Annotated in this window: 29 protein-coding genes; 19 read left to right on the forward strand and 10 right to left on the reverse strand. The window is 34.0% G+C overall.

What is annotated here, in order from left to right; genetic code table 11:
* Positions 1-89 precede the first annotated feature (89 nt).
* On the reverse strand, positions 90-848 hold the full coding sequence (locus ACNQGX_RS04350) for a lipopolysaccharide kinase InaA family protein (protein WP_417974357.1): 759 nt from the start codon (positions 846-848) through the stop codon (positions 90-92).
* A 156-nt stretch (positions 849-1,004) separates the two neighbouring features.
* Between ACNQGX_RS04350 and ACNQGX_RS04355 the strand changes: the two genes are divergently transcribed.
* Positions 1,005-2,063 carry a glycosyltransferase family 9 protein gene (locus tag ACNQGX_RS04355; RefSeq protein WP_417974359.1) on the forward strand — a complete coding sequence of 353 codons (1,059 nt, stop codon included), beginning with the start codon at positions 1,005-1,007 and terminating at the stop codon, positions 2,061-2,063.
* A 30-nt stretch (positions 2,064-2,093) separates the two neighbouring features.
* Here the strand turns inward: ACNQGX_RS04355 and ACNQGX_RS04360 are convergent, their stop codons facing one another.
* Entirely contained in the window at positions 2,094-2,912 is an 819-nt protein-coding gene (locus ACNQGX_RS04360; RefSeq protein WP_417974361.1) for a glycosyltransferase family 2 protein, read from the reverse strand.
* A gap of 54 nt (positions 2,913-2,966) precedes the next feature.
* Between ACNQGX_RS04360 and ACNQGX_RS04365 the strand changes: the two genes are divergently transcribed.
* Positions 2,967-3,704: a glycosyltransferase family 2 protein gene (locus ACNQGX_RS04365; protein ID WP_417974363.1), complete on the forward strand. Its 738-nt coding sequence runs from the start codon at positions 2,967-2,969 to the stop codon at positions 3,702-3,704.
* Here ACNQGX_RS04365 and ACNQGX_RS04370 read toward each other — a convergent pair.
* Positions 3,696-4,418: a polysaccharide deacetylase family protein gene (locus tag ACNQGX_RS04370; RefSeq protein ID WP_417974366.1), complete on the reverse strand. Its 723-nt coding sequence runs from the start codon at positions 4,416-4,418 to the stop codon at positions 3,696-3,698. The genes ACNQGX_RS04365 and ACNQGX_RS04370 overlap by 9 nt on opposite strands.
* A 78-nt stretch (positions 4,419-4,496) precedes the next feature.
* On the opposite strand from ACNQGX_RS04370, the gene ACNQGX_RS04375 reads away from it, so the two are divergent.
* The 8 genes from ACNQGX_RS04375 (at position 4,497) to ACNQGX_RS04410 (ending at position 11,472) form a co-directional block, all read left to right on the forward strand.
* On the forward strand, positions 4,497-5,246 hold the full coding sequence (locus ACNQGX_RS04375) for a glycosyltransferase family 2 protein (protein WP_417974368.1): 750 nt from the start codon (positions 4,497-4,499) through the stop codon (positions 5,244-5,246).
* A gap of 28 nt (positions 5,247-5,274) precedes the next feature.
* Positions 5,275-6,201 carry a glycosyltransferase family 2 protein gene (locus ACNQGX_RS04380; RefSeq protein ID WP_417974370.1) on the forward strand — a complete coding sequence of 309 codons (927 nt, stop codon included), beginning with the start codon at positions 5,275-5,277 and terminating at the stop codon, positions 6,199-6,201.
* Between the two features lie 68 nt (positions 6,202-6,269).
* Positions 6,270-7,094 (forward strand): glycosyltransferase family 2 protein, encoded by an 825-nt coding sequence (locus ACNQGX_RS04385; RefSeq protein ID WP_417974372.1) that lies wholly within the window; start codon positions 6,270-6,272, stop codon positions 7,092-7,094.
* On the forward strand, positions 7,091-7,663 hold the full coding sequence (locus ACNQGX_RS04390) for an L-threonylcarbamoyladenylate synthase (RefSeq protein WP_417974374.1): 573 nt from the start codon (positions 7,091-7,093) through the stop codon (positions 7,661-7,663). Before ACNQGX_RS04385 ends, ACNQGX_RS04390 begins: the two co-directional genes overlap by 4 nt.
* A gap of 53 nt (positions 7,664-7,716) precedes the next feature.
* Positions 7,717-9,150 (forward strand): CCA tRNA nucleotidyltransferase, encoded by a 1,434-nt coding sequence (locus tag ACNQGX_RS04395; RefSeq protein WP_417974376.1) that lies wholly within the window; start codon positions 7,717-7,719, stop codon positions 9,148-9,150.
* Between the two features lie 41 nt (positions 9,151-9,191).
* Positions 9,192-10,214: a COX15/CtaA family protein gene (locus tag ACNQGX_RS04400; RefSeq protein WP_417974378.1), complete on the forward strand. Its 1,023-nt coding sequence runs from the start codon at positions 9,192-9,194 to the stop codon at positions 10,212-10,214.
* A gap of 63 nt (positions 10,215-10,277) precedes the next feature.
* A complete protein-coding gene (locus tag ACNQGX_RS04405; RefSeq protein WP_417974380.1) occupies positions 10,278-11,051 on the forward strand; it encodes a CDP-alcohol phosphatidyltransferase family protein in 774 nt (257 codons plus the stop codon).
* A 238-nt stretch (positions 11,052-11,289) separates the two neighbouring features.
* Positions 11,290-11,472: a CsbD family protein gene (locus tag ACNQGX_RS04410; RefSeq protein ID WP_417974382.1), complete on the forward strand. Its 183-nt coding sequence runs from the start codon at positions 11,290-11,292 to the stop codon at positions 11,470-11,472.
* Between the two features lie 107 nt (positions 11,473-11,579).
* Here ACNQGX_RS04410 and ACNQGX_RS04415 read toward each other — a convergent pair whose 3' ends face one another.
* The 7 genes from ACNQGX_RS04415 to ACNQGX_RS04445 form a co-directional block, all read right to left on the reverse strand.
* Positions 11,580-12,335 (reverse strand): LytR/AlgR family response regulator transcription factor, encoded by a 756-nt coding sequence (locus ACNQGX_RS04415; protein WP_417974384.1) that lies wholly within the window; start codon positions 12,333-12,335, stop codon positions 11,580-11,582.
* A gap of 56 nt (positions 12,336-12,391) precedes the next feature.
* Positions 12,392-12,727, reverse strand: a complete 336-nt coding sequence (locus tag ACNQGX_RS04420) for a 2TM domain-containing protein (RefSeq protein ID WP_417974386.1) — start codon at positions 12,725-12,727, stop codon at positions 12,392-12,394.
* Positions 12,728-12,789: 62 nt separating this feature from the next.
* A complete protein-coding gene (locus ACNQGX_RS04425; RefSeq protein WP_417974388.1) occupies positions 12,790-13,095 on the reverse strand; it encodes a 2TM domain-containing protein in 306 nt (101 codons plus the stop codon).
* 2 nt (positions 13,096-13,097) lie between these two features.
* Entirely contained in the window at positions 13,098-13,409 is a 312-nt protein-coding gene (locus tag ACNQGX_RS04430; protein ID WP_417974390.1) for a 2TM domain-containing protein, read from the reverse strand.
* Positions 13,410-13,411: 2 nt separating this feature from the next.
* Entirely contained in the window at positions 13,412-14,746 is a 1,335-nt protein-coding gene (locus tag ACNQGX_RS04435) for a histidine kinase (RefSeq protein WP_417974667.1), read from the reverse strand.
* A gap of 76 nt (positions 14,747-14,822) precedes the next feature.
* Complete coding sequence (locus ACNQGX_RS04440) at positions 14,823-15,443, reverse strand: hypothetical protein (RefSeq protein WP_417974392.1); 621 nt, start codon at positions 15,441-15,443, stop codon at positions 14,823-14,825.
* Between the two features lie 196 nt (positions 15,444-15,639).
* Positions 15,640-17,844 carry a TonB-dependent receptor gene (locus tag ACNQGX_RS04445; protein ID WP_417974394.1) on the reverse strand — a complete coding sequence of 735 codons (2,205 nt, stop codon included), beginning with the start codon at positions 17,842-17,844 and terminating at the stop codon, positions 15,640-15,642.
* Positions 17,845-18,022: 178 nt separating this feature from the next.
* Here ACNQGX_RS04445 and ACNQGX_RS04450 point away from each other — a divergent pair, with 178 nt between their 5' ends.
* The 9 genes from ACNQGX_RS04450 to ACNQGX_RS04490 all read left to right on the forward strand — a co-directional run bounded on the left by ACNQGX_RS04450 (position 18,023) and on the right by ACNQGX_RS04490 (position 23,173).
* Positions 18,023-18,481, forward strand: coding sequence for a YciI family protein (locus ACNQGX_RS04450; RefSeq protein ID WP_417974396.1), 459 nt, complete (start codon positions 18,023-18,025; stop codon positions 18,479-18,481).
* A 4-nt stretch (positions 18,482-18,485) separates the two neighbouring features.
* The gene (locus ACNQGX_RS04455; protein WP_417974398.1) at positions 18,486-18,830 is read left to right on the forward strand and encodes an MmcQ/YjbR family DNA-binding protein; all 345 of its coding nucleotides are present in this window, start codon (positions 18,486-18,488) and stop codon (positions 18,828-18,830) included.
* 64 nt (positions 18,831-18,894) lie between these two features.
* The gene (locus ACNQGX_RS04460; RefSeq protein ID WP_417974400.1) at positions 18,895-19,353 is read left to right on the forward strand and encodes a DinB family protein; all 459 of its coding nucleotides are present in this window, start codon (positions 18,895-18,897) and stop codon (positions 19,351-19,353) included.
* Positions 19,354-19,398: 45 nt separating this feature from the next.
* On the forward strand, positions 19,399-19,956 hold the full coding sequence (locus ACNQGX_RS04465) for a sugar O-acetyltransferase (protein WP_417974402.1): 558 nt from the start codon (positions 19,399-19,401) through the stop codon (positions 19,954-19,956).
* Positions 19,957-20,038: 82 nt separating this feature from the next.
* Complete coding sequence (locus tag ACNQGX_RS04470; protein ID WP_417974404.1) at positions 20,039-20,434, forward strand: hypothetical protein; 396 nt, start codon at positions 20,039-20,041, stop codon at positions 20,432-20,434.
* Positions 20,435-20,497: 63 nt separating this feature from the next.
* Positions 20,498-20,758 carry a hypothetical protein gene (locus tag ACNQGX_RS04475; protein ID WP_417974406.1) on the forward strand — a complete coding sequence of 87 codons (261 nt, stop codon included), beginning with the start codon at positions 20,498-20,500 and terminating at the stop codon, positions 20,756-20,758.
* A gap of 1 nt (position 20,759) precedes the next feature.
* Positions 20,760-21,149: an SMU1112c/YaeR family gloxylase I-like metalloprotein gene (gene gloA2, locus ACNQGX_RS04480; protein ID WP_417974408.1), complete on the forward strand. Its 390-nt coding sequence runs from the start codon at positions 20,760-20,762 to the stop codon at positions 21,147-21,149.
* 128 nt (positions 21,150-21,277) lie between these two features.
* Positions 21,278-22,558, forward strand: coding sequence for a chloride channel protein (locus ACNQGX_RS04485; RefSeq protein WP_417974410.1), 1,281 nt, complete (start codon positions 21,278-21,280; stop codon positions 22,556-22,558).
* Between the two features lie 6 nt (positions 22,559-22,564).
* Positions 22,565-23,173, forward strand: a complete 609-nt coding sequence (locus ACNQGX_RS04490; protein ID WP_417974412.1) for an HPP family protein — start codon at positions 22,565-22,567, stop codon at positions 23,171-23,173.
* Positions 23,174-23,229: the final 56 nt, after the last annotated feature.

The raw sequence follows: 23,229 nt of genomic DNA on the forward strand, positions 1-23,229 counted from the left end.
TTTTAAATTCCAATCCGGTAGAGCTATCGGGATAAAATTCCAAATTCCAATTATCATATCGATTGGAATTTGGAATTTTTTATTGGAATTTATTTTTTTCCAATTTTCCTCTTCAGGTATTTCTTTTTGGTAATTTTTCTTTTGAATTGGGTTGTTTTTTCTAAAAGAATGGCATGCAATTTTTCCTCAGGTTGATTGCTTAGTTTCGCGTAGGCCTTTGCCACCACTTTTACCATCGCTTTGGACAGCCACATTTTCTTGAAATTATCCATTCTTGCTTCTATGGATAAATCTTCGAACTTCATTCTATTTAAGTCTATCAGATAGAAATCATATTTCCCAGCATCTTTTTTTACAACTAAGGTATTTCCAGGTGAATGATCTAAAAAATTGACCTTGCCTTCATGCATCTTATAAGTGAAGGCCGTAAATTGTTCTAAAATAACATTGCGTTCCGGAAATAACGGATCATGTATCAATTCACGAATGGTAAAATCGTAGTCAATTTGCTGACAAATGTAATAACTGTCGGCCAAAAGTCCGAAACGGCGGCTATTCTCGATATAGGCAATGGGAAAAGGCGTTGGTATGTTATGAGCCAACAAGTAATTGGCGTAATCAAAAGAACGTTTTGCCTTGGTGCTTCGAAAAAAAGAGTAAATAATAGATTTTAACAGTCCCGGTTTTGCAAAATATTTGATATTTACTTTCTCATCGCCCAAAATATTAGATTTTATTGTATTTCGCGAGCCTTTAACAATCAAGTCTCCTTGAACAAAAAAATCTGCAATCAATTGAAGAATAGAATTTTCCTGATGTATATATTTGGGATGAATGATAATTTGCACGATGTTTTTGTATTATTTTGGTTTAAAAGTATAAAAAATAGTACTTTGCACCAAGAAATAGTTTTATGAAGAAATGAGTCATACCCTTTTTGCGTCAATTCTAAAGGTTCAATATGGCAAATTACATGCAACTAATCAGTAACAATAAATAACTGCATGAAAGTTTTAATCATCCAAAACAAGCGCATAGGTGACGTTTTAATCAGCTCGGTAATCGCCAATAATTTTAAAGCAAAATACCCAAAAAGCGAAGTTCATTTTATGGCATACGATTTTACGCATGGCGTTATCATGAACAATCCGAATATTGACAAAATCATTTCCATAAATGACAAGGAATTAAAAAAACTTCCCGTTCTTTTTAAACTGATTCGCCAGATCAGAAAAGAAAAATATGATATCATTTTCGACCCTTATTCGAAGACACAAAGTAAATTGATCTGCAAATTCTCCGGGGCAAAACAAACCATCGGACATAAAAGCCGCAAGAAACTGGGAAATTGGGGATATTACACTCATCCCGTTACCATATCGAAAGAGAAAACAAAAATTTGCGGAAAAGCCATCGAAGATCGAATACACCTACTGAGTCAGGCTGGCAATTTCGAACCTATCGATTATGAACCTAAAATCTTTCTTTCGGAAGACGAAAAAAAAGAAGATTGGTTAGGAAGACATAAAGGAAAGAAAGTCGTTGTTCTTGGCGTTTTGGGCAGCACTCCCCAAAAGTCGATGCCCTATGAATATGTTGCCGAAATGGTTGATTTTATAGCTTCAAACTATGATGTGAACATCCTTTTTAATTATGCACCACACCAAAAAGAGGAGGCGCAAAAAATTTATGAAATGTGCAAAAACAAATCGAGCATCATTTTAGACATTTACGCCAAAAGCATTCGTGATTTCATCAAACTGATGAATCAATGCGATGCCTTAGTTTCAAATGAAGGGGGAACTGTACATATCGCCAAAGCCTTGAATAAGCCCACTTTTACCATTTTCTCACCCTATGTAAACAAAGACCATTGGGCTAGTTTTGAAGACGGAAAATTCCATCACTCGGTACATTTACTGGAAATGAAACCAAATCTATTTGACAATTTTACTTTTGAAGAAAGAAAGAAAATTGAAAAAAACCCTGACGAACTATACAAACAATTGACACCGGAGATGATTCTTCCGGAATTGGACACCTTCTTGAAGAATAACTTATAAAATAAAAGCCTCCGCCAGTGACGGATGCTTTTATTTTTTCAGAATACCAAAATCAGTCCAGTTCTTCTTTTGTTCCTTGGTTTCTTTTCGGATATTCCTGTTCTTGTTGATTGATTCGGGAGTCGCATAGCCACGCGGGTGGTCTAAATGCAGACAAACTGTACTGTATCGAATTTGCTTGGGCTTAATGCCATAATTTACCAATCGCTCCCCTAACTCCCTATCCTGTCCACCATATTGCATTCTTTCGTCAAAACCATTGATGCCAAGGATATCCTTTTTCCATCCAGATGCATTATGACCATTCCAACTTGGAGTTGTTGGGGTTAAAAAGTTTAAAATCGAACTTTTCAAACCAGTGGCATCAATTTTATTATTTTTGAAAGACGCCTTCATTCCGTTTTTCTTTAACCAAGAAACATCAAAACACAAATCAGAATAAATGTCTTCTTTTGTTATATTCTTTGACAATTCCATTGGCAATTTATGATATCCCCCAGAAAGGAAATACCCCTCTTCCCTAAATTTGATATGCTGCTCAACGAAATCCGGACGCGGAATGCAATCCCCATCAGACATCATTATATAGTCTGTCGTACAGGCCGATATGGCTTTGTTCAAAATTTGGGACTTTTGAAACCCATTGTCTTCATGCCAAACATGTATTATAGGAAAGAAGACTTCTTTTTTCATCTCTTCGATTAGATCAAAAGTGTCCTGACGGGAACCATCATCGGCAATAACCATTTCGAAATTGCGGTAGGTTTGCGTATTATATCCCCAAATCACTTTTTTAAGCCATTCGGGTGAATTATAGGTACTGATAACAACTGAAATATTCTTCTGCATAATGCCGCAAAGGTAACCTAAATTTGTTAATTTTGTTTTTCCTAAAAAGAAATAATGAACACCCTCTCCGTAATAATTCCTACATATAACGAGATTGACTACATCGAAGACGCCATTAAATCGGTGGAGTTTGCCGATGAAATCATCGTAATTGACTCCTATAGTACCGACGGCACCAAGGAGAAAGCGCTCAGTTTAGGCTGTACGGTTTTGGAACGGAAGTTCGATAACTTTTCCAACCAAAAAAACCACGCTATCTCATCTGCAACCGGTGATTGGGTTCTGTTTTTGGATGGGGACGAGCGTGTGACCCAAAAACTGAAGCTTGAAATCCTTTCGGTTATTAAAAACGGGAAACATTCGGGTTACAAAATCAGTTTTCCTCATTTTTACATGAATCGTTTTTTATACCACAAGGTGGATCGGGTTGTTCGATTGGTAAAAAACAAAAACATCAAATTCACGGGAGATGTCCATGAAAAACTCCATGTTGACGGAAGCATCGGCTCACTGAAAAATTTCATGATCCATTATACCTACAAAGGGCTGTTTCATCTTTTGCAAAAGAAAGATTCCTATGCTTGGTTTCAAGCCAATACCTCCTATAAAAAAGGAAAAAAGGCGACCTATTTTCATTTGATTTTCAAACCTTTTTATCGCTTCTTTTCTTCTTATATTTTAAAGAGAGGCTTTATGGATGGCGTTCCGGGTTTGGCATTGGCCAGCGTAAACGCCTACGGGGTTTTTTCGAGGTATGCGAAAATTATTTTAATCCAAAAAGGACTAAAATAATTTCAATTTACCGAAACGCAGTTTCAACTTGAATTTTAACAAACTATCATTTCCTTTAACATCTATCCGCATAATTTCGTACGGGTCTTTAAAAGGAAAGCTGTTTATTTTATTCCCTATCCGCAATCCCATTTTTACGTTATTGTGTTGCAAAACCCTTTTGAATTGACTTTTTTCAGGTTCTTTTTTGGGATAATTGCCATACGGATAAGCAAGGGCATTGTAGACTTTCAATCCATTTTGCTCGACGATTCGGAAACATTTGTCAAAATCTTCATTGATTTCTGACTCAGACAAAGTCGCGTATTTTTTATGGGCATAAGAATGCAATCCCAATTCTACCCTATTATCTAAACCCTGCAATTCTAGCATCGACATGATTTTTTCTCCCGAGGCTTCGGGGCCTTCATTCCACAAATCGGCTTTGCCAATATAGCCGAAAGGGATAAAAAAAGTAGCTTTCAGATTGTATTTTTCAAGCAACGGAACGGCATAAAGCAATTGATTTTCAGTCACATCATCAAAAGTTAGAACAACGCTTTTTTGAGGGATTTCCGTTAAAGATTCCAATTCAGAAAGATAAAAAGAGTTAAAATCATTTTCAGTCAAATACCGAAATTGTTCCTCCAATCTTTGAGTAGAAATCGTTAGTCCATCACTATCAGACTCTTTAACGGATACATTATGATACATCAATATAGGTAATCGTGCCATTTACTTTTTTTGAAAAATACAAGTTGTAAATTTATTACATTTGCCCCTATTAAGTTTAATTAGAAACAAAATAATTTGATGCCAAAGATTACTGCTTTAGCAATTACTCTAAACGAAGAAGAAAACGTAAAACGCTATGTCCAAAGTTTGTCTTTTGCCGATGAAATTATTTTTATTGATTCGAACAGCACCGATGCCACCGCGGCCATCGCAAAAGAATTAGGCGTAACCGTTATTCAACGAAATTTTGATGATTTCTCAAGCCAACGAAATTTTGCCATTCAGCAGGCAAAGAACGATTGGATTGTATTTTTCGACTTAGACGAAACGATTAGTCCGGAGCTCGGAAAGGAAATTGCTTCCATGATTTCCCAAAATAATTTTGTCGCGTTTTATGCTAAAAGTGATTTCTTTTTCATGGGAAAACAAATAAAACATGGCGGCTGGCGATCAAAAAAATCGATCAAGGTTTTCAACAAAAACTTCTGCAAATACAACGGGGATTTGGTTCACGAAAACATTGAAACAAATGGAAAAATCGGTGTTTTAAAAGAACGAATGGCTCATCATGGCTATAAGAGCTTTGACCATTACAACAACAAGCTCAACACCTTCAGCAAACTAGAAGCAAAATCCCTTTACCAAAAAAACATACGCCCAAATTTCTATCATTTTTTCATTCGCCCAATGTCCTTTTTCATGGGTCATTATCTGGGTCGCTTTGGTTTTTTAGATGGAAAAGAAGGATTTATTTTATCCTATGTTCATACATTTGCGGTATTCAAACGCTATTTACTGCTTTGGCTGATGTATAGAAAAATTGAGTAATTGAATACTAAATTAATAAACAAATAAAATGTTTGAAATTGCTGCAATAATAATTAACTACAATTCCAGTAGATTAACCCAAGAATGTATAGAGAGCATTTTAGAAAAAACGGCCACTACCGTTAATTTTCAAATTATTGTTGTTGACAATTGTTCTGAAAAAGATGATTTTTTTAAACTGAAACAATTCTGCGACAAGATTACTTTCCCTAATTTACAACTCGTAAGAAGTAAAATAAACACAGGATTTGGTGCCGGAAATATGCTGGGTGTACATTATGCTTCGGCAAAACACATCGCTTTTATAAATAATGACACTGTTTTCTTGAATGACTGTTTGACCATTTTAACGAAGGCATTACAAAATGACAATTCAATAGGAATGGTTGGCGGGCAATCTTATAAAGAAGATGGGACAAGAATGCAAGCCTTTGATCATTTTGCCTCTATAACAAAAGAATTGCTTGGAAGAGATTTTCTTGAAAAAGCAAACCCCAAAAGATACCCTAAAAGAAAAGCCGAGTATACGACTCCCACCAAAGTAAACTATGTACAAGGTAGTTTTATGATGGTTCGAAATGAGGATTTTAATTTTGTTGGGGGATTTGATACCAATATTTTTCTGTACTACGAGGAAACCGATTTATGCAAGAGACTAGAAAAATCAGGTAAAAGTTGTTACCTAATTCCTGACGCACACTACATTCATTATCATGGTGCCAGTACGCCTAGTTCCATACACATAAAAATTGAACTTAAAATTTCATTATTATATATAATTAGAAAGCATTCCGGTTATTTGGGGTATAAATTTTTATTAAGTTATCTTCAAATTCAATATTTTTTCAAGAGTTTTTTCAAACCAAAATATTGGAAATTATTTGGCGTTTTGATTGTGGGTGCCCCGTTATCGAAATCATTAAAAGTGAAACAGAGGTTACAAAACATTAATTAAAATAAACATGAAAATTTCTGTAGCTTTATATTCACATCCTAACAATTAACCCGATTAAAAATCTCATCATGATGAATCCTATTCCAAAAATATCTGTTATAATTCCTTGTTTCAATAATGAAACAACCATATTAGAGACAATTGAATCCGTTAATCAACAAGAGTATAGCTCAATAGAAATGGTTATTGTCAATGATGGATCTACCGATAGGAGTACGCAAGTTATTAGCGATTATATCAAAAACAATAATGCTGCAAATATCACTTTAATCAATCAAGTTAATTCAGGTCCTTCAAAATCTAGAAATAACGGTGCGGATAAAGCTATCGGTAAATACTTGCTTTTTTTAGATGCAGATGATATCATAGCCCCCAGTTTTATAAACAAATGTATAGAACATTTAGAAAAGGATCAAACGCTAAATATTGTTTATACTGAAGCAGAATATTTTGGAGCAAAAAATAGGGCCTGGATTCTACCAGAGTTTAAAATTTCAAATTTTTTAGAATCAAATTGCATCCCCATTTCGGCAGTAATACGAAACGAAGTCTTTAAAGAAGTCGGTAAATTTGATGAAAATTTGAATTATACAGAAGATTGGGAACTATGGATCCGGATAGTCAAGGAATTTGGTGGCGTGCATAAAATCCCAGAGTCATTATTTTTTTACCGAAAAAGATTTGACAAAAGTTCGATCACAGATGATAAAAAAAACTGGAATATAAGAGATCAATCCACTTTATACATCTACAATAAGCATTATGCCTATTTTTCGGAAAACAATTATGATATTGAGACACTCTTAAAATCAAAAGACAGTAATGGGAAATATAAAAAAAAATATTACAATGTTTGGTACAGAAAACTGTTTTACAAAATAACAAAAAAATGAATCAAGACATCAACACAGAAATACACAACGCCTTCGAAGTCATAAAAGAAGGCGGCATCATTCTCTATCCCACTGATACCGTCTGGGGAATTGGCTGTGATGCTACAAACCCTGATGCAGTTGCCAAAATATACAAACTCAAGCAAAGAGCCGAAACCCAAAGTATGATTGTTTTGATGAATGGCGAAAAAATGATGTACAACGTATTTAAGGACATTCCGGAAGTGGCGTGGCAGATTATGGATTTATCCGAAAATCCAACCACTTTGATATTGGACAAACCCAGAAATGTAGCTCCCAATATAATCTCTTCAGATAACTCATTAGGAATTCGTATTGTGAAAGAGCCTTTTTGTTTTAAACTAATGGAAAAGATGAAAAAACCATTGGTTTCGACATCTGCAAATATCTCAGGCCAGCCTACTCCTATTGCCTTCAAAGATATTAGTCCAGAAATTATAAAAGGTGTAGACTATGTTGTAAATTTGCACCGTGAAAAAATTGGCGGAAAACCGTCAACAATAATAAAATTGACGAATGATTCTCAGGTGAAAGTGATTCGGAAATAGTATTCAGTTTTCAGTTTAACAACTTTGGACTTTAGACTTTAAACATTTTTAAAATGAGCATTAAAACTTCATATAAAGAAGCCTTAAATAATACAATTTTTCAAGTCATTTCTCAAGCTTCCCAGGAACTTAACATCGAAAGTTATGTTATTGGTGGATTCGTGAGAGATTTACTTTTAAACAGAGACTTTAAAAAAGACATTGATATTGTTGCTGTTGGCAGCGGAATCGAATTAGCTTTAAAAGTGTCGCAATTACTTCCAAAGAAACCAAAAGTTCAAGTTTTCAAAACATACGGAACCGCAATGTTGCGTTTTGAAGACACTGAAATTGAGTTTGTAGGTGCGAGAAAGGAATCGTATCATTTTGAAAGCCGCAATCCGGTTGTAGAAAACGGAACGCTTGAGGATGATCAAAATCGTCGTGACTTTACCATAAATGCGCTGGCTTTATCCTTAAACGCTGCTAATTTCGGAGAACTTTCAGATCCTTTTAACGGACTCGAAGATTTAAAAAACAAAATAGTCAAAACACCTCTGGATCCAGATATTACTTTTTCTGACGATCCGTTGCGCATGTTGCGAGGGATTCGTTTTGCGAACCAATTGGGATTTGAAATCGAAGAAAATTCGTTTAAATCAATTGCGAAAAATGCAGACCGAATCAAGATCATTTCCGGAGAACGCATTGTTGATGAATTGAATAAAATACTTTCGACAGACAAACCTTCCATAGGATTCTTGCTATTGTTCAAAACTGGGCTTTTAGATATTATTCTTCCGGAATTGACCGCTTTGAATCAAGTAGAAGAAATAGAAGGTCACACACATAAAAACAATTTTTATCACACTTTAGAAGTTGTGGACAATATTTGCCCGCATACTGATGATGTTTGGTTGCGTTGGTCAGCATTATTGCACGATATTGGAAAAGCACCAACGAAACGTTTTAATAAAAAACAAGGCTGGACCTTTCATGGACATGAATTTCTTGGTGGAAAAATGGCGAAGAAAATATTCGAACGCTTACACATGCCGTTGAATCACAAAATGAAATTTGTACAGAAAATGGTCATGATGAGTTCGCGTCCGATTGTTTTATCCCAAGATACCGTTACCGATTCAGCGGTGCGTCGTTTGGTTTTTGACGCCGGTGAAGATGTAGAGAATCTAATGACGCTGTGTGAAGCAGATATCACCACCAAGAACCCAAATAAGTTCAAAAAATACCACAATAATTTTATAATTGTTCGCAAGAAAATTGTGGAAGTCGAAGAACGTGATCAGGTACGTAATTTTCAACCCCCAATATCAGGTGAAGAAATTATGGAAAAATTCAACTTAAAGCCTTCAAAAGAAATTGGAATGCTGAAAGAAGCTATAAAAGAAGCGATTTTGGAAGGAGAAATTCCAAATGAATATGAGGCAGCCTATCAATTTATGCTAAAAAGAGCTGAAAAGTTAGGATTAAAGATTAACGCTTGTTGAATTAACATTTAAAATATCTTTACGAAAATTAATTTCAAACAATGAAAAAAGAGAATAATTACGTTATCATTTGGTTGTTATCCGGTTGCTTGTTATTGTTTATGATGGTTGTAGTGGGAGGAATTACCCGATTGACCAATTCCGGTTTATCAATGACAGACTGGCATTTAGTAACCGATACTTTTCCGCCTTTAACAGAAGATAAATGGTCACAGGCTTTTGAAGAATATAAAAAATTTCCAGAGTACCAAAAAATAAACATCCACAATGATTTCACACTTAGTGATTATAAATTCATCTATTTTTGGGAATGGTTTCACCGTTTCATAGGAAGAATAATTGGCTTAGTGTTTTTTGTTCCATTTGTATATTTCTTGTTCAAGAAACGTCTTTCTACTGAAACCATAAAAAAATGTGTTGTTCTACTATTCATGGGCGGTTTTCAAGGATTCTTGGGCTGGTTTATGGTACGTAGCGGATTAATTGACAATCCGGATGTAAGTCATTTTAGATTGGCATTACACCTTACATTTGCTTTCATCACGTTTGCTTACACACTTTGGGTAGCTTTGGATTTAATCTATCCAAACAAAACGACAGTCATAATTCCATTGCAAAAACTAGCACGCGTTGCATTAGTATTTTTGTTGTTACAAATTATCTATGGCGGGTTTGTTGCCGGTTTAAATGCGGGTTTAATTCACAATCACTGGCCTTTAATGAGTGACGGGCAATTGGTTCACGATAGTGTTTTCATAGAAAAAAGCACCTTATTTTTGAATCTTATCGAAGGAAAAAGCGGCGTTCAGTTTGTACACAGAACCATGGCATATGTTGTAGTTGGATTAATTCTTGCACTTTATTTCACAAGTAAAAAACATACTCTTTCCTCGTTACAGAAAAAAGGAATCAATATCTTGGTATTAATCGTATTTTTGCAATTCACATTAGGTGTCTTTACTTTGCTTTACAGTGTTCCACTTTGGTTGGGATTATTACATCAAGTAATGGCCTTCTTTTTACTGACGGCAATGACATTCACTTTACACCGATTATCGAAATAATGTTACAGCATACATAAAATTACACCTGACTATATTGTCGCATTTCTTTGTTTACAAACATAAATGTCTAAACTTGCTGCTCAAGATAAATTTTTAGATTTATCAGATTATGGAAGACCATTTGGAAAATTTCTTGCCAATCAATTAAAAAATACTCGATTCACGCCTATTCATGTCACCTTACTTTTTGGCGTTTCAGGCTTGATTGCTATTTACTGTATTCTGCAAGGAAGTTACTATTTTGCAAGTTTTTTTATCATTCTGAAATCAATGATTGATGCAGCCGATGGTGAACTGGCACGATTAAAAAATACGCCTTCTTATACCGGAAGATACTTAGACAGTGTATTTGATATCATCTTGAACTTTCTGTTTTTTATGGCTATTTGTTACGTTTCAAAAACAACCATTTGGCTTACTTTTTTGGCATTTATTGGCATTCAATTACAGGGAACTTTATACAATTATTACTATGTAATTTTAAGAAATAAATCAGTTGGCGGAGATACAACCAGTAAAATTTTCGAATATAAATCTCCGAAAGCTTTGCCTGGAGAAAGCCAAAAATCGGTTGATATTTTGTTCCGAATTTATACCATTGTCTACGGTACTTTTGATACAATAATTCACACACTTGATAAAGAAGCTTACAAAGCAAAAACGTTTCCAAACTGGTTTATGACGTTAGTTTCCATTTACGGATTGGGATTTCAATTGTTGATTATTGCCGTAATGTTACCCATGAATTTAATCGAATATATCGCTCCGTTCTTTATCGTTTATACTTTGTTTATTTTCGTGCTAATTGGAATCAGAAAAACAGTTCTTAAGGTCTAAAGTCATCATAGACATAATCTATATTGAAAACACAAACTACACATTACCATTATTTTAAAACAAACTACCTTCTGTTTTAATTTAACTAGAAGTACTATTGTATTCCATAATAGGCATTTTAAAATCAAAGGACAAATGATCAAAATTACGCAATTATTTTTTAAAATCATATAACATATTTACGGTTAAAAATTTCTAATTTTGTAAAAGAACAATAGTAATTTTAAACTTAAACGTTATGCCAAATTCAGAAGAGATTGAAGGAAACTGGAATGAGTTAAAAGGTAAACTTAAACAAAAATTTGCCGATTTGACCGATGATGACTTGTTGTATGAAGAAGGGAAAGAAGATGAAATGTGGGGTAAATTACAACAAAAATTAGGTAAGACTAAAAAGGAAATTAAATCATTATTTGATTAATTCTTAAACCTAAACTTACTTGAACTGTTTCAATTGCAAGATTCAAAATTTTTCCTTCTCAGGATTTTTTGAACATGCATTTGAAACAGTTTTTTTATAGCCTAAAACTACCCAATCCAATTCTTAAAATCAGAAACTTTTTCCCTGCTTACGATCACCTCATCTGCTGCATAAGAAGGCAAAATGACTTTTAATCGGGAGTTACTATAGACTATAATTTCTTTGATTGCTTTAAGGGGAACTATGAATTTTCGACTTACTCGATAAAAATCTTTTGGATCTAATTCCTGTTCCAAAAGTTCCAAAGTCGTTTCAATTAAATAATTTCTGTTGTCAAAAGTATGAAGATACGTCCCTTTATTTTCGCTAAAAAAACACTCAATTTCATCGGTAGCAATCACTTTTAAGTGTTGCCCTATTTTTACCGTAAAACGTTTTTTATGATTCTTCTCAAACGGATTAGACAGCATTTTTTTAATCTGCTCAAAATCTAATTGCAAGGTTTCTTGTTTTGGCAAACGCGCTTTAAATTTAGCTACGGCAATTTCTAAATCATCCTCATCTATGGGTTTCAAAAGATAATCAATACTGTTCAATTTGAAAGCCCGCAAAGCATATTCATCATAAGCTGTTGTGAAAATTATGGCACTTTTGATTTCAACTTTTTCGAAAATTTCAAACGACAATCCATCCGATAATTGAATGTCAAGAAAAATCAATTCCGGATGTTGATTATTAGAAAACCAATTAATTGCTTCTTCAACGGAATGCAATAGCACTCCCACTTCAATATTTATTTTTTCCAGTTTTCGTTGCAACAATCGTGCAGCTGGTTTTTCGTCTTCGATTATTATTGTTGTCATTTAATGTTGAATCGTTTATTTGGTTATTTGGTTAACTGAAAACTGCGACTGAATACTCATTCCCATTTCTCGCTTTTCTCTTTTTCCATAAACTCTTTGATCTTTTTATCTTCCCAGTTTCTTCCAAAAATCCAATTGGGCATAAATGTAGAAAGTGCATGAGCCGTTAAACCAATTCCCCAGAAAAATGCGGTAAAGAAATTCTCTATTTTAAAATAGCTTTCTCCTGGATCTAAATCCCTAATGTTAATAAATACAATTATTATATTTATGACTACATAAACAATTAAATGCGTGTAAAATCCTTTTAATCGTTTCACTTTCCTTTTGGCGGCAGCATATTTATCTTCGGGTTCCATCCCTTCAAGTTCTGATTTATAATTTCTTTCCATTTTGTTTGTATTTAAAAGTATTCATTCAAAAAAAGCATGTGTATTCTTGTTTTAAAATAAAACTACTCCCAAGAATCTTTTCGTTCATTGTCTTTATTCATGAACTCTTTAATTTTTTGCTCTTCCCAATTTTTCCCTAAAAACGGCGTGCAATTAAATACCTTAAATCCGTGAAAAATTACTCCAATTCCCCACCCCAACATGGGCCAAAAAAACCATAAATGTTCTGGAGAAGTTTTTAAATTCAGAATAAGAAAAAAAATATTGATTACAATATATGCCGTCAAGTTCCCGTAGAATCCTTTGATTTCCTCTACTTGTTTTTTTGCTTTAAAATAGCGCTCTTCGTTTTGATATTTATTTTCCATGATTATTTCCATATTTGTTTTTCCGACTTCTTTTCCATTATACTTTTTATTTTACGCTCTTCCCATTTTTTTCCAAAAAATTGAAATGCAATTAGTACATCAATTGCCGATATAAAAAAAGCTATTGACCAAATTGCCATTACATAAGAATTAATATGCTTTATGGGGAAAAATTTAAATGTCATATCAAAATATTCTTTGAGTATAAAAACAACTACTCCAATTAAGTAAATAGCCAGATGAACATAAAATCCTTTTAACTTATTTACTTTGCTTTTTGCTAATTCTACAAGCTCATTTTCTTGATTTCCCATAATTACTTCCAATTTTGTTGATTCTCTTCTTTACGCAAAATTTCCTGAATTTTTCTTTCCTCCCAATTGGAGCTGTATCCAAAAACTTTAAAAGCATGCATCACCAATCCAAATCCCCATCCGGCCGCCGAAAACCAAAACCATTGAAAATGTGGAGAATACGTTAAATTTACATATACTAAAAGCGGAATAACACAACAATAGGAAATTAAGTTTCCATAAAATCCTTTGAGCTCTTCCACTCTCTTTTTGGCTCTATAATAGGCGTTATTTTCATTATAATTTGTAGTCGTTTCCATAACGGTTATTTGTTTGGTTAAAATGGGTATTTTGACAGTAAATGTTTTCTCATTTTGAGCAATCAGGACTTTCCTGTTGGTTATGATTCCGTATCGATTGACGATATTTTGCAAACCAACACCTTGACGATCCTGCAATACTTCTTTCTTTTGATAATCGTTTTGAACAGCCAGATAATCGCCCTCAACATAAATCCTGATGTGCAATGGTCTTTGTTCGCTAACCACATTATGTTTTACCGTATTTTCGAGCAAAAGCTGTAAAGAAAGCGGCACAACTTTGGCTTCTGGGTTTATAAATGATGTTGGTAATTCATAAAACAAACTGTTTTCAAAACGCATTTTCAATAAATTCATATAGGTTTTGGCGAAAGCCAATTCTTCCTCAACAGAAACTAATTCTTTATCTTTTTGTTCTAACACATAGCGATAAATCTTTGATAATGAAATAGTGAACCGTTGTGCATTATCTGGATTTTCTTCAATCAAGGAACTTAATACATTCAAACTATTAAAAAGAAAATGGGGATCTATTTGATTTTTTAAACTTTCAAACTTCGCCGAAGCGGTTCCTGCAATGATTTTTTGTTCTTTGACTTTTTTTTCCTGCAACGCTTTATAAAAATACAAAGCGTGAAATCCTAACAAAATGATAAAAGTAATAATAGATGATTCTATATATTCAGAAGGGGTTTCATGTGCTAAGAAAGCTTCTAATGTCTTTTTACCTACAATTACTTCCAAAAAAATTCGTAGCAAAAAAATCGCAAACAAGGAAACAAAAAACGAACTTATAAATCCAACGATTATTCGTTTGGGAGAATAATTATCATCCTTGAATTTTTTATCCAAAAACACAAACAACCCTGCGTTAACAACATATAAAACAATACTATAGAGCATGCAACAGAGAAAGTAAACAACTAAATTTGGCGAAAAAACTTCGGTTCCTACAGAAGCAAATTCAATTAAAAGGGACACCAAAAAAATAACCATTCCAATAGATAAAGCTTTAATCAAATGTGGTTTTATATACATCATTCTCTTTTTTTTCAATAGTTACTATTCTCTATTTTGTTTCTTAAAAACGAATAATTAGAAACAATCAACAGACTTATTTACAGTTTTTCAATGCAGCCGTTGCTCTTTCTAAACCCCATTTTGGAGAGAAAGGAGTTTCCGGTTTAAAAGTAGCAAAAAGTCCGATAGCTTTTTCAATTTGCACACACATTGGTTTAGTGTCCGTTCCCCAAAATTTGGCTCCACCAATTTCAAACTCGGCTTTACCAAAAACAACTCTTGGATTTTCTGGAGCAATTGCCTGTGCTTTTCCGTACAATTCCATAACAGTTCCGGATAATTTTTGTCCGTTAGTCATCGGATCAAAAGCAATCCAAGCGGTGTGAATCATAGCCTGCATAACCAATAATTCGGCATTATTGGGATTTTTTCCCATTTCTGTATCCAAAGAATTCTGAGCTTTTGTAAGCAACAAATTCATTTGTTCCTTGTCCTTTGTTCTAAAAGCGGTTGTTGTATTCACTAATGCAACGTAATAATTAGGCAACCAACTTGTTTTTTCAGCGGCGGCGATTCTTTCGAACATATCCGAAGCTTCCGTGTTTTTCCCTTCTCCCCAAAGCTGGAATGCTTTTCCCATTCCTTGTTCAAATTGCCCTTGAGCTGATACTAGACTACAAATAAAAAATACGATTGTGGTGATAATTTTGGTCATGATTTCTTGTTTTTAAATGATTATTATTTTGATGATTGAAACGTTATATAATTTATACTTCAAAAGTATCTCGGTTTTTATTGATTTAAAATTTATACTTACTGAACTGTCAATTTTGAAGGATGAATTGTTATTGGAATTAAATTTCGAATAGTGTCATTGCTATTCTTATTGCCATTACTATTGAAATTGTCATTTACAAATTCCTCAACTGATTGTCTTTTTTATCGTTGCTGATTGTCCAAAAGAAGCCTACAAAGAAAAAACGATCAGCCGTGGGAACGATTTCTTTTCTGTTGTAAAACCCCGCATTATCTGGATTATTGGCATATTCATATCCAAAAACATTCTGAGAACCTAAAACATTGGAAACCGAGAAGTATAAAATCTTTTGCTGCGACACTAAATATGCCCAATTGAAACTCAAACTGTTGTACGATTTCGTTTTTCCATTCATGAATTTCGCTTCGTTTGGATTGTTGTATGGTCGTCCCGAACTGTACGAATTCGTGAAACCTATTTGTGATTTCCAATCCTTTATCCAATATTTAGTAACTATTGACAAACTGTGATCCGCAACAAAACTAGGCGTAACTTGGGAACTGAAATTTTTATAATCTCTTTCTGTATCGATATAAGAATAGGAAACCCAATATTCTAAGTTTTTGATAGACTTTCCGTCTCTCCAAAACAAATCCAAGCCTTTCGCATAACCAGAACCCGTATTGTCATAAACCGAATTATAAACTGCTCTTTCTGTGTCGAATTTTACTAAATTGCTGTAATCTTTAAAATAGGTTTCCGCACGAAACGTTTTCCCGTTTTTATTGTATTGAAAATTCAAAATATAATGAGAAGCTTTTTCGCTTTCAAACTGATGGTTGTTGGAGTATTTAACGTATTCCGCATTTGGAGTTTGGGTAAAATTGCCATAAGCAAATGAAAACTGGCTGTTTTTAGCCATTTTATACGCAAATGAAACTCGGGGTGAAATAGCAGTTTCGTTCAGCAAATCGTTATTTGAAGCCCTTACTCCTATTTTTGCCGCCCATTTTTTAGAGAAGAAAATATCAGCTTCAGTATAAATAGCTGCAATGTTAGCATCATATCCATTGGTAAAAACCGAACCTGAATTTTCCTTAAAATCTTCATTGAATTGGGTAACAAAATAATCAGCTCCAAAAGATAGTTTTAATCGGTCTGAAAAACTTTTTTTCAATTTTAATTTCAAATGAGCCGCATTTTCATCATTCGCCACTTTATCTGAATCCAAATTTATTTTGTTGTTGCTATAGCCATAACTCAACCCAGAAGTAATTTGCCAGTTATTCCCAAAAATGCCTTTGTAAGACGAATTCAAATAAAAATTATTATTGTTTAAATCGACTCTGATTTTCTCCGGCGAATTGATGTTTTCCTGATTAATATCGAATTTAGAGCTATCAAAAGCAGCGTATACTTTCAAAATCCCATTATTGAAGTTATAGCGATATACCGTTTCTCCTGACAAAGATTGAAAAGGACTGTTCCAATCCACATTTTGAGGAATAACCGTTTGATACGGCGCTAAATTGATGTAATTCGCATTTACGCTCAAAGAACTTTTTTTCCATTTTTGGGTATTTCCAATCCCTAAACCTACGGTCATCAAAGCGATTTCGGTTTTATTTTGGTCTGGTTCATCTTGTGTATTCAATAACAAAACACTGGATAACGCTTCGCCATATTCCGCTGAATATCCACCTGTAGAAAAAGATATTCCACTAAATAAAAAGGGCGAAAACCTCCCTCGTGTAGGCAAATTATTCGTGGTTGCGCCATACGGTTGCGCCACCCGAATCCCATCAACAAAAGTTTGTGTTTCATTGGCTTCGCCACCACGAACAAACAATCGCCCGTCCTCGCCTACCGTTTGTGTTCCTGGCAACGTCTGCAAAGCCGCAATAATATTCCCCGCAGAACCCGCTGTAGTTACGATGTCTAATGGTTTCAAAACCGAAACTCTTGCTTTATCGCCCGCTTCTAATGTTCCTGCGGTAATCACAACTGCATCAAGCGACGTAACACTTTCTCGTAATTTGATCGTTTTATTTTGGAAATTAGCCACATCAATTACAGTTTTTGAAGTTTCATAAATCAGGAAACTCACTACCAATGTCTGATTTCCGGTTGTATTGGTGGTAAAACTAAAATTACCCGTTTCAGTACTGGAAGCGCCGTCATAAGTTCCTTCGATAAAAACATTAGCGCCGGAAACTGGTTTTCCTTTTGCATCCACCACTTTCCCTGAAACTGTATTTTGTGAAAAAATAGTCAAGCTGAATAATAAAAGGACAAGAGTAAAAATCGATTTAAGGGTTCTGTTCGAATGATTTGATTGTTCAATAATTGTTGGTTTCATGATATCTGATTTTGATACCGCAAATATCTATTGGAAAAATCAGAACCAGAAAAAGTTATTACTGAACTGTTGAAATTACAGGATGAGTTGTTTTAGTAAATAAATTTCGAATTTGAAATCACGTATTTTTTATTTTATGATGAAAACCTTAAATTTGTGTACAATCAAATTCTGAAAAATGAAAAAATCACTCTTTTTACTTTTACTGTTCTCTTATAGTACCGCAGTATTTTCTCAAGAAACTCCCTCAACATATGACGAAAAACTGGCAAAATCTTTAAATGCCGACGAATATGGCATGAAGAAATATGTTTTTTGCTTATTAAAAACGGGAAGCAACACGACAGCCACCAAAGAAGAAACTCAAAAATTATTTGAAGGACATATGGCTAATATTAATCGATTAGCGCAAGAAGGAAAACTGGTTGTGGCTGGTCCTTTTATGAAAAACGAAAGAAATTACAGAGGCATTTATATTTTTAATGCCGCCAGTATTGAAGAAGCTAAAGCGTTTGTAGCAACAGATCCTGCGGTACAATCGAATCTGCTTGAAGCTGAACTGACGCTTTGGTACGGAAGTGCGGGATTGCAGGAAACATTAAAAATTCATGATAAAATAGCCAAAACAAAAATCTAATTTCATGAATATTGAAGAATTACAGGTTATTTGTAAATCAAATGCAGCGGTAACCGAAAACATTAAATGGGGAAATGATTTGTGTTTTTGCATAGGCGAAAAAATATTTTTGGTTATTGGTTTAGACCAATCTCCTACTTCAGCGGCTTTTAAAGTTTTGGATGAAGAATTTGAGGAAATGAGCCACCGGGAAGGTTTTAAGCCTGCACCTTACACAGCACGTTACAAATGGGTTTTGGCAGAAGACATCAACGTTTTATCGGCTAAAGAATGGCAACATTATGTGACACAATCCTATACTCTGGTTAAGGATAAATTACCCGCGAAAATTAAGAAAGAACTAAATTGATTAAGAAGTGTTGATCCTGACATTCTAAAAATAGTGTAATCCATAATTTTAAAACTAATAATTCATGACTGAAAAAGAAAGAGTTTCTAATCTTTACAAAACCGTTTACAATGGCCATCCTTGGATTGATATTAACATTCTTGAAACTTTGGAATCAATTTCAGCAGAACAAGCTTATACAAAAGTTAAGCCTGAAATCAATTCTATTTGGGAGATTGTCAATCACATGATTCAATGGAGGTTGAATGTATTGCAACGTGTCCAAGGAAAAATTATGACAACACCCGGTCACAACTATTTTACAAAAAATTCAGATCCATCTGAAGAAGCATGGAAAAACACTCTGATAAGTCTTGAGGAATCCCAACAGCAATGGATTGAACTATTAAGTGATTTTAACGAAAGTGATTTTGAAAAAATATACCCCAATAATAATCTCACCTATTATGAGCATATTCACGGAATCATTCAGCATGACGTATATCATTTAGGACAAATTGTTATTCTTAAAAAATTCATTTGAAACTTTGGCAAAAATCAAGATTTACAAAAAACGACAATTCCTTTTATGAAAACCGAAAAAGAAAAAATGCTCGCTGGGGAACTTTATATTTCTGGAGGAGACGATCTTAAAAAAGATCGCCGTAAAGCCAAAAATTTACTCCATCGATTAAATGTAACCGAGTATCGAATAACCAAAAAAGCACGAGAAATAATAAAAGAGCTAATACCTAATGCAGGAGCAAATCTTTATATAGAACCTCCATTTTTTTGTGATTATGGATACAATATCATCTGTGGCGACAATGTGTATTTCAATGTAAACTGTGTTATTTTGGATGGTGCGAAAGTTACCATTGGCTCTAATGTTCTATTTGCTCCTGGCGTTCAATTGTACACCGCATCACACCCAATGGATATTGAAACCCGACGCACCCACGAACTTTCTAAACCCATAACTATCGGTGATGATTGCTGGATTGGAGGAAATTCGGTTATTTGCCCTGGCATTACCATAGGAAATGGTTCTGTAATTGGTGCTGGTTCAGTAGTTACAAAAGACATTCCCGACAATTCTTTGGCAGTTGGAAATCCGGCAAAAGTAATTCGAAAATTGAATGTTTAATGAATATCCTAACCCGAATTATAACTCCTCAAAACTAAAATTTCCTATATTTGTTAGAACCTTTAAACACAAATAAATAATTATGAAACATCTTAAAGCATTTCTGGTTTTGGTACTAATTGTTGTTGCAAACTCCGTTTCGGCTCAATCCACTTTTGATAAATGGCCAGCCATAAAAGAATTTCACGAAGTAATGTCCCAAACATTTCATCCGGCTGAAGAAGGAAATTTTGCACCAATAAAAGCGCGTTCAGAAGAAATGATGAACAAAGCAGCAATGCTATTAAAGTCGGATATTCCTGCAGAATTTAAAACAAATGCAATATTAGCATCGGCAGAACGATTACAGTTAAAAAGCAAAGCGTTACATAAATTAGTCACTTCAAATGGATCTGATGCCGCAGTTTTGAAATCAATCACTGATTTACACGACACTTTCCATGAGATTGTAGGACTTTGTTCCGACGCAAAAAAATAAAAAACTAAAGCCTAATCAATTGATTAGGCTTTGTTCATTTTACACCTTATCAATTCAAAAAAAATGCCACATCTATTAGCAAAACTTAAGAATGTTCCTATTGCAATCATTAGGGAAATTTTAGAAAAAGACAAAGCCTTTCATGCCGAAAACAATATGTTTCTGGAGCATCTTTGGCAAAATGTCGATGATGAAAACGAAGTACTGTTTCTTTTCCGAATAAATGATATTGATGAAACCAAAGCGTTGATCCATAAACTTCATTCTGATGCTTTGATTCAAGATGCCAATGCAAATCTTCCTGAAATGACTTATTTAAAATAAAATGCTACAACTCAATAAAATCCACCATATCGCCATTATTTGTTCTGATTATCAGAAATCGAAAACGTTCTACACAACCGTTTTAGGGCTAACAATTGTTCAGGAAATTTACCGCGAAGAAAGGCAATCGTATAAACTTGATTTGGCCTTAAATGGAAATTACGTAGTCGAACTTTTTTCATTTCCAAATCCTCCGCAACGTCCTTCAAGACCAGAAGCGGCAGGATTACGCCATTTAGCTTTTGAAGTGAATGACATTCAAAAAACGCGAGATTTTTTAGTCCGTCAAAATATCAATTCAGAAGAAATCCGTGTGGATGAATACACTAAAAAACGGTTTTTCTTTATTGCTGATCCAGATGACCTACCGATAGAGTTTTATGAAAAATAAGCAGTTTTCACTTGTAAAAAAGTAAAAATACTACCGAAATCATAAAAGAAAACAGTCCAATTCATATTTCAATTCTAGTTTGATTTTGTTTATTTAAATTTGTAGTATTCAGACAATTAATTTCTCAAATGAACAATACCACACAAATTAAAAAAAACTATCACTTCATTAAACTCCAAAAACTAGTTATTGTATCCATTCTAATTGGTTTTCTTTCTGCTTTTTTAGGTGTTATTTTAAAAAACGCAACGGAATATTATGAAGAAATCTTTTTTCACCAAACGATTGTAAATCCAATATTCTTTGTTGTTTTTCCAGTTTTTGGATTGTCAATTATTTTTTTTCTTCGGGAATATGTATTCAAGAAAAAAGAAAACAAAGGGATAAAAGAAATCTTTGAAAGTACCAATTCAAATTCAAAAAATCTACCCAGTTACAAGATTTCTTCACACTTCATTAACGGCTTATTGACCGTAGTTTTTGGTGGTTCTACCGGAATAGAAGTTTCGACAGTTGTCGCTTCGGCAACTATTGGTTCTGTTGCGCAAAGGAAACAAAATGTTTTTAGACAATACAAAACAGAATTAATCTGTGCAGGAGTTGCAGCAGGAATTACGGCATTATTCAGCAGTCCAATTGCCGGAATTTTATTTTCACTCGAAGTAATCTCAAAAAAAGTAACCCGGGCGTTTGTACTAACAAACCTTATAGCCGTTTCAATCGCTTTTGGACTCCTTTATTTATTGAATGAAAAACCTTTATTTGCAGTAAATAGTACGACTTGGCATTTAAGAGCTGTTCCCTACTTTATTCTTTTAGGGATTATAGCAGGAATACATTCCGTTTATTTAACCCGTTGTGTATTATTTTTTAAAGAACAATTTTCGAAAATAAAAGTCCCTTATTTCAAAATCATCATCGGATCTTTGATTCTGAGTATTTCTCTTTTTGTTTTCCCACAACTTTATGGCGAAGGATATCATGCTATCAAAACTATTTTCATTAATCCAAATGAAATGGTACTTTCACTTTCGTTAGCACTAACCTTTATTGGAATTTTACTTTTGAAACCCATTGTTGCTTCGGCTACTCTTGCTTCTGGTGGAGATGGTGGTGTTTTTGCACCAAGCCTTTTTATCGGTGCTTTTTTAGGATTACTCCTTGCTTTACTCTTAAACACATACCTTAATGCTGATGTAATCCCAATAAATTTCATGATAATAGGAATGGCTGCCGTTTTGAGTGCCAGTATCCATGCTCCTTTTACTGCCATATTCTTAGTTTGTGGTTTAACCAATGATTATACTTTATTTCTTCCAATTCTGGTTGTTTGCCTGATTTCAAAATATACGGCGAAAATGATTTATCCTTTCACTGTTTACTCCTATTCACCAAGTTTAATAAAGTAACTGCCTATGCCTGTTCAAAAAATAAAAAGAAATTATCGCAAAACTAAATACATTCTATACAAAGAAACTTTAATCGATTTTAAAGAACATTTTTGGGCTTTTTTGGGTTCATTCATTGGCATTGGCATAATTGCCTATTTACAATCTCAAACATTACCACATTCGGATGTTGTTTATTTAATTGGTTCATTCGGTGCATCAAGTGTCTTGGTCTATGGCGTAATTCAAAGTCCATTGGCACAACCGAGAAACCTTATTGGAGGCCACTTGATTTCTGCAATTATTGGTGTTACGGTATATAAATTCGTTCCCGATATACTTTGGATAACCGCTCCGCTTGCTGTTTCTTCCTCTATTGTTTTGATGCAAATGACTAAAACATTGCACCCGCCAGGCGGAGCAACCGCTTTGATTGCAATAGCTGGTTCTGAAAAAATTAAAAATCTGGGGTATTGGTATGTACTTTCTCCTGTTTTGAGCGGTGTACTTATTTTGCTTGCCGTTGCTTTGGTTTTTAACAACATGGCCCACAGCAGACTATATCCAAATCATAAAAAATACCATCAATTCAGAAAAAGAGTCGTTACCATCTTTAAAAATAAAACTGACGAGTAAAAAACAATTAAAATGGTATCCTTCGAATGAAAATTCTACTTTGCGAATACCATTTT

Source organism: Flavobacterium glycogeni (genome assembly GCF_048286775.1).
Classification (GTDB): Bacteria; Bacteroidota; Bacteroidia; order Flavobacteriales; family Flavobacteriaceae; genus Flavobacterium.

Bases quoted from the DNA above. Each gene is read 5' to 3' on its own strand.
- ACNQGX_RS04355 (WP_417974359.1), top strand. From the start codon at position 1,005: ATGAAAGTTTTAATCATCCAAAACAAGCGCATAGGTGACGTTTTAATC.
- ACNQGX_RS04360 (WP_417974361.1), bottom strand. From the start codon at position 2,912: ATGCAGAAGAATATTTCAGTTGTTATCAGTACCTATAATTCACCCGAA.
- ACNQGX_RS04365 (WP_417974363.1), top strand. From the start codon at position 2,967: ATGAACACCCTCTCCGTAATAATTCCTACATATAACGAGATTGACTAC.
- ACNQGX_RS04370 (WP_417974366.1), bottom strand. From the start codon at position 4,418: ATGGCACGATTACCTATATTGATGTATCATAATGTATCCGTTAAAGAG.
- ACNQGX_RS04375 (WP_417974368.1), top strand. From the start codon at position 4,497: ATGCCAAAGATTACTGCTTTAGCAATTACTCTAAACGAAGAAGAAAAC.
- ACNQGX_RS04380 (WP_417974370.1), top strand. From the start codon at position 5,275: ATGTTTGAAATTGCTGCAATAATAATTAACTACAATTCCAGTAGATTA.
- ACNQGX_RS04385 (WP_417974372.1), top strand. From the start codon at position 6,270: ATGATGAATCCTATTCCAAAAATATCTGTTATAATTCCTTGTTTCAAT.
- ACNQGX_RS04390 (WP_417974374.1), top strand. From the start codon at position 7,091: ATGAATCAAGACATCAACACAGAAATACACAACGCCTTCGAAGTCATA.
- ACNQGX_RS04395 (WP_417974376.1), top strand. From the start codon at position 7,717: ATGAGCATTAAAACTTCATATAAAGAAGCCTTAAATAATACAATTTTT.
- ACNQGX_RS04400 (WP_417974378.1), top strand. From the start codon at position 9,192: ATGAAAAAAGAGAATAATTACGTTATCATTTGGTTGTTATCCGGTTGC.
- ACNQGX_RS04405 (WP_417974380.1), top strand. From the start codon at position 10,278: ATGTCTAAACTTGCTGCTCAAGATAAATTTTTAGATTTATCAGATTAT.
- ACNQGX_RS04410 (WP_417974382.1), top strand. From the start codon at position 11,290: ATGCCAAATTCAGAAGAGATTGAAGGAAACTGGAATGAGTTAAAAGGT.
- ACNQGX_RS04415 (WP_417974384.1), bottom strand. From the start codon at position 12,335: ATGACAACAATAATAATCGAAGACGAAAAACCAGCTGCACGATTGTTG.
- ACNQGX_RS04420 (WP_417974386.1), bottom strand. From the start codon at position 12,727: ATGGAAAGAAATTATAAATCAGAACTTGAAGGGATGGAACCCGAAGAT.
- ACNQGX_RS04425 (WP_417974388.1), bottom strand. From the start codon at position 13,095: ATGGAAAATAAATATCAAAACGAAGAGCGCTATTTTAAAGCAAAAAAA.
- ACNQGX_RS04430 (WP_417974390.1), bottom strand. From the start codon at position 13,409: ATGGGAAATCAAGAAAATGAGCTTGTAGAATTAGCAAAAAGCAAAGTA.
- ACNQGX_RS04435 (WP_417974667.1), bottom strand. From the start codon at position 14,746: ATGTATATAAAACCACATTTGATTAAAGCTTTATCTATTGGAATGGTT.
- ACNQGX_RS04440 (WP_417974392.1), bottom strand. From the start codon at position 15,443: ATGACCAAAATTATCACCACAATCGTATTTTTTATTTGTAGTCTAGTA.
- ACNQGX_RS04445 (WP_417974394.1), bottom strand. From the start codon at position 17,844: ATGAAACCAACAATTATTGAACAATCAAATCATTCGAACAGAACCCTT.
- ACNQGX_RS04450 (WP_417974396.1), top strand. From the start codon at position 18,023: ATGAAAAAATCACTCTTTTTACTTTTACTGTTCTCTTATAGTACCGCA.
- ACNQGX_RS04455 (WP_417974398.1), top strand. From the start codon at position 18,486: ATGAATATTGAAGAATTACAGGTTATTTGTAAATCAAATGCAGCGGTA.
- ACNQGX_RS04460 (WP_417974400.1), top strand. From the start codon at position 18,895: ATGACTGAAAAAGAAAGAGTTTCTAATCTTTACAAAACCGTTTACAAT.
- ACNQGX_RS04465 (WP_417974402.1), top strand. From the start codon at position 19,399: ATGAAAACCGAAAAAGAAAAAATGCTCGCTGGGGAACTTTATATTTCT.
- ACNQGX_RS04470 (WP_417974404.1), top strand. From the start codon at position 20,039: ATGAAACATCTTAAAGCATTTCTGGTTTTGGTACTAATTGTTGTTGCA.
- ACNQGX_RS04475 (WP_417974406.1), top strand. From the start codon at position 20,498: ATGCCACATCTATTAGCAAAACTTAAGAATGTTCCTATTGCAATCATT.
- gloA2 (WP_417974408.1), top strand. From the start codon at position 20,760: ATGCTACAACTCAATAAAATCCACCATATCGCCATTATTTGTTCTGAT.
- ACNQGX_RS04485 (WP_417974410.1), top strand. From the start codon at position 21,278: ATGAACAATACCACACAAATTAAAAAAAACTATCACTTCATTAAACTC.
- ACNQGX_RS04490 (WP_417974412.1), top strand. From the start codon at position 22,565: ATGCCTGTTCAAAAAATAAAAAGAAATTATCGCAAAACTAAATACATT.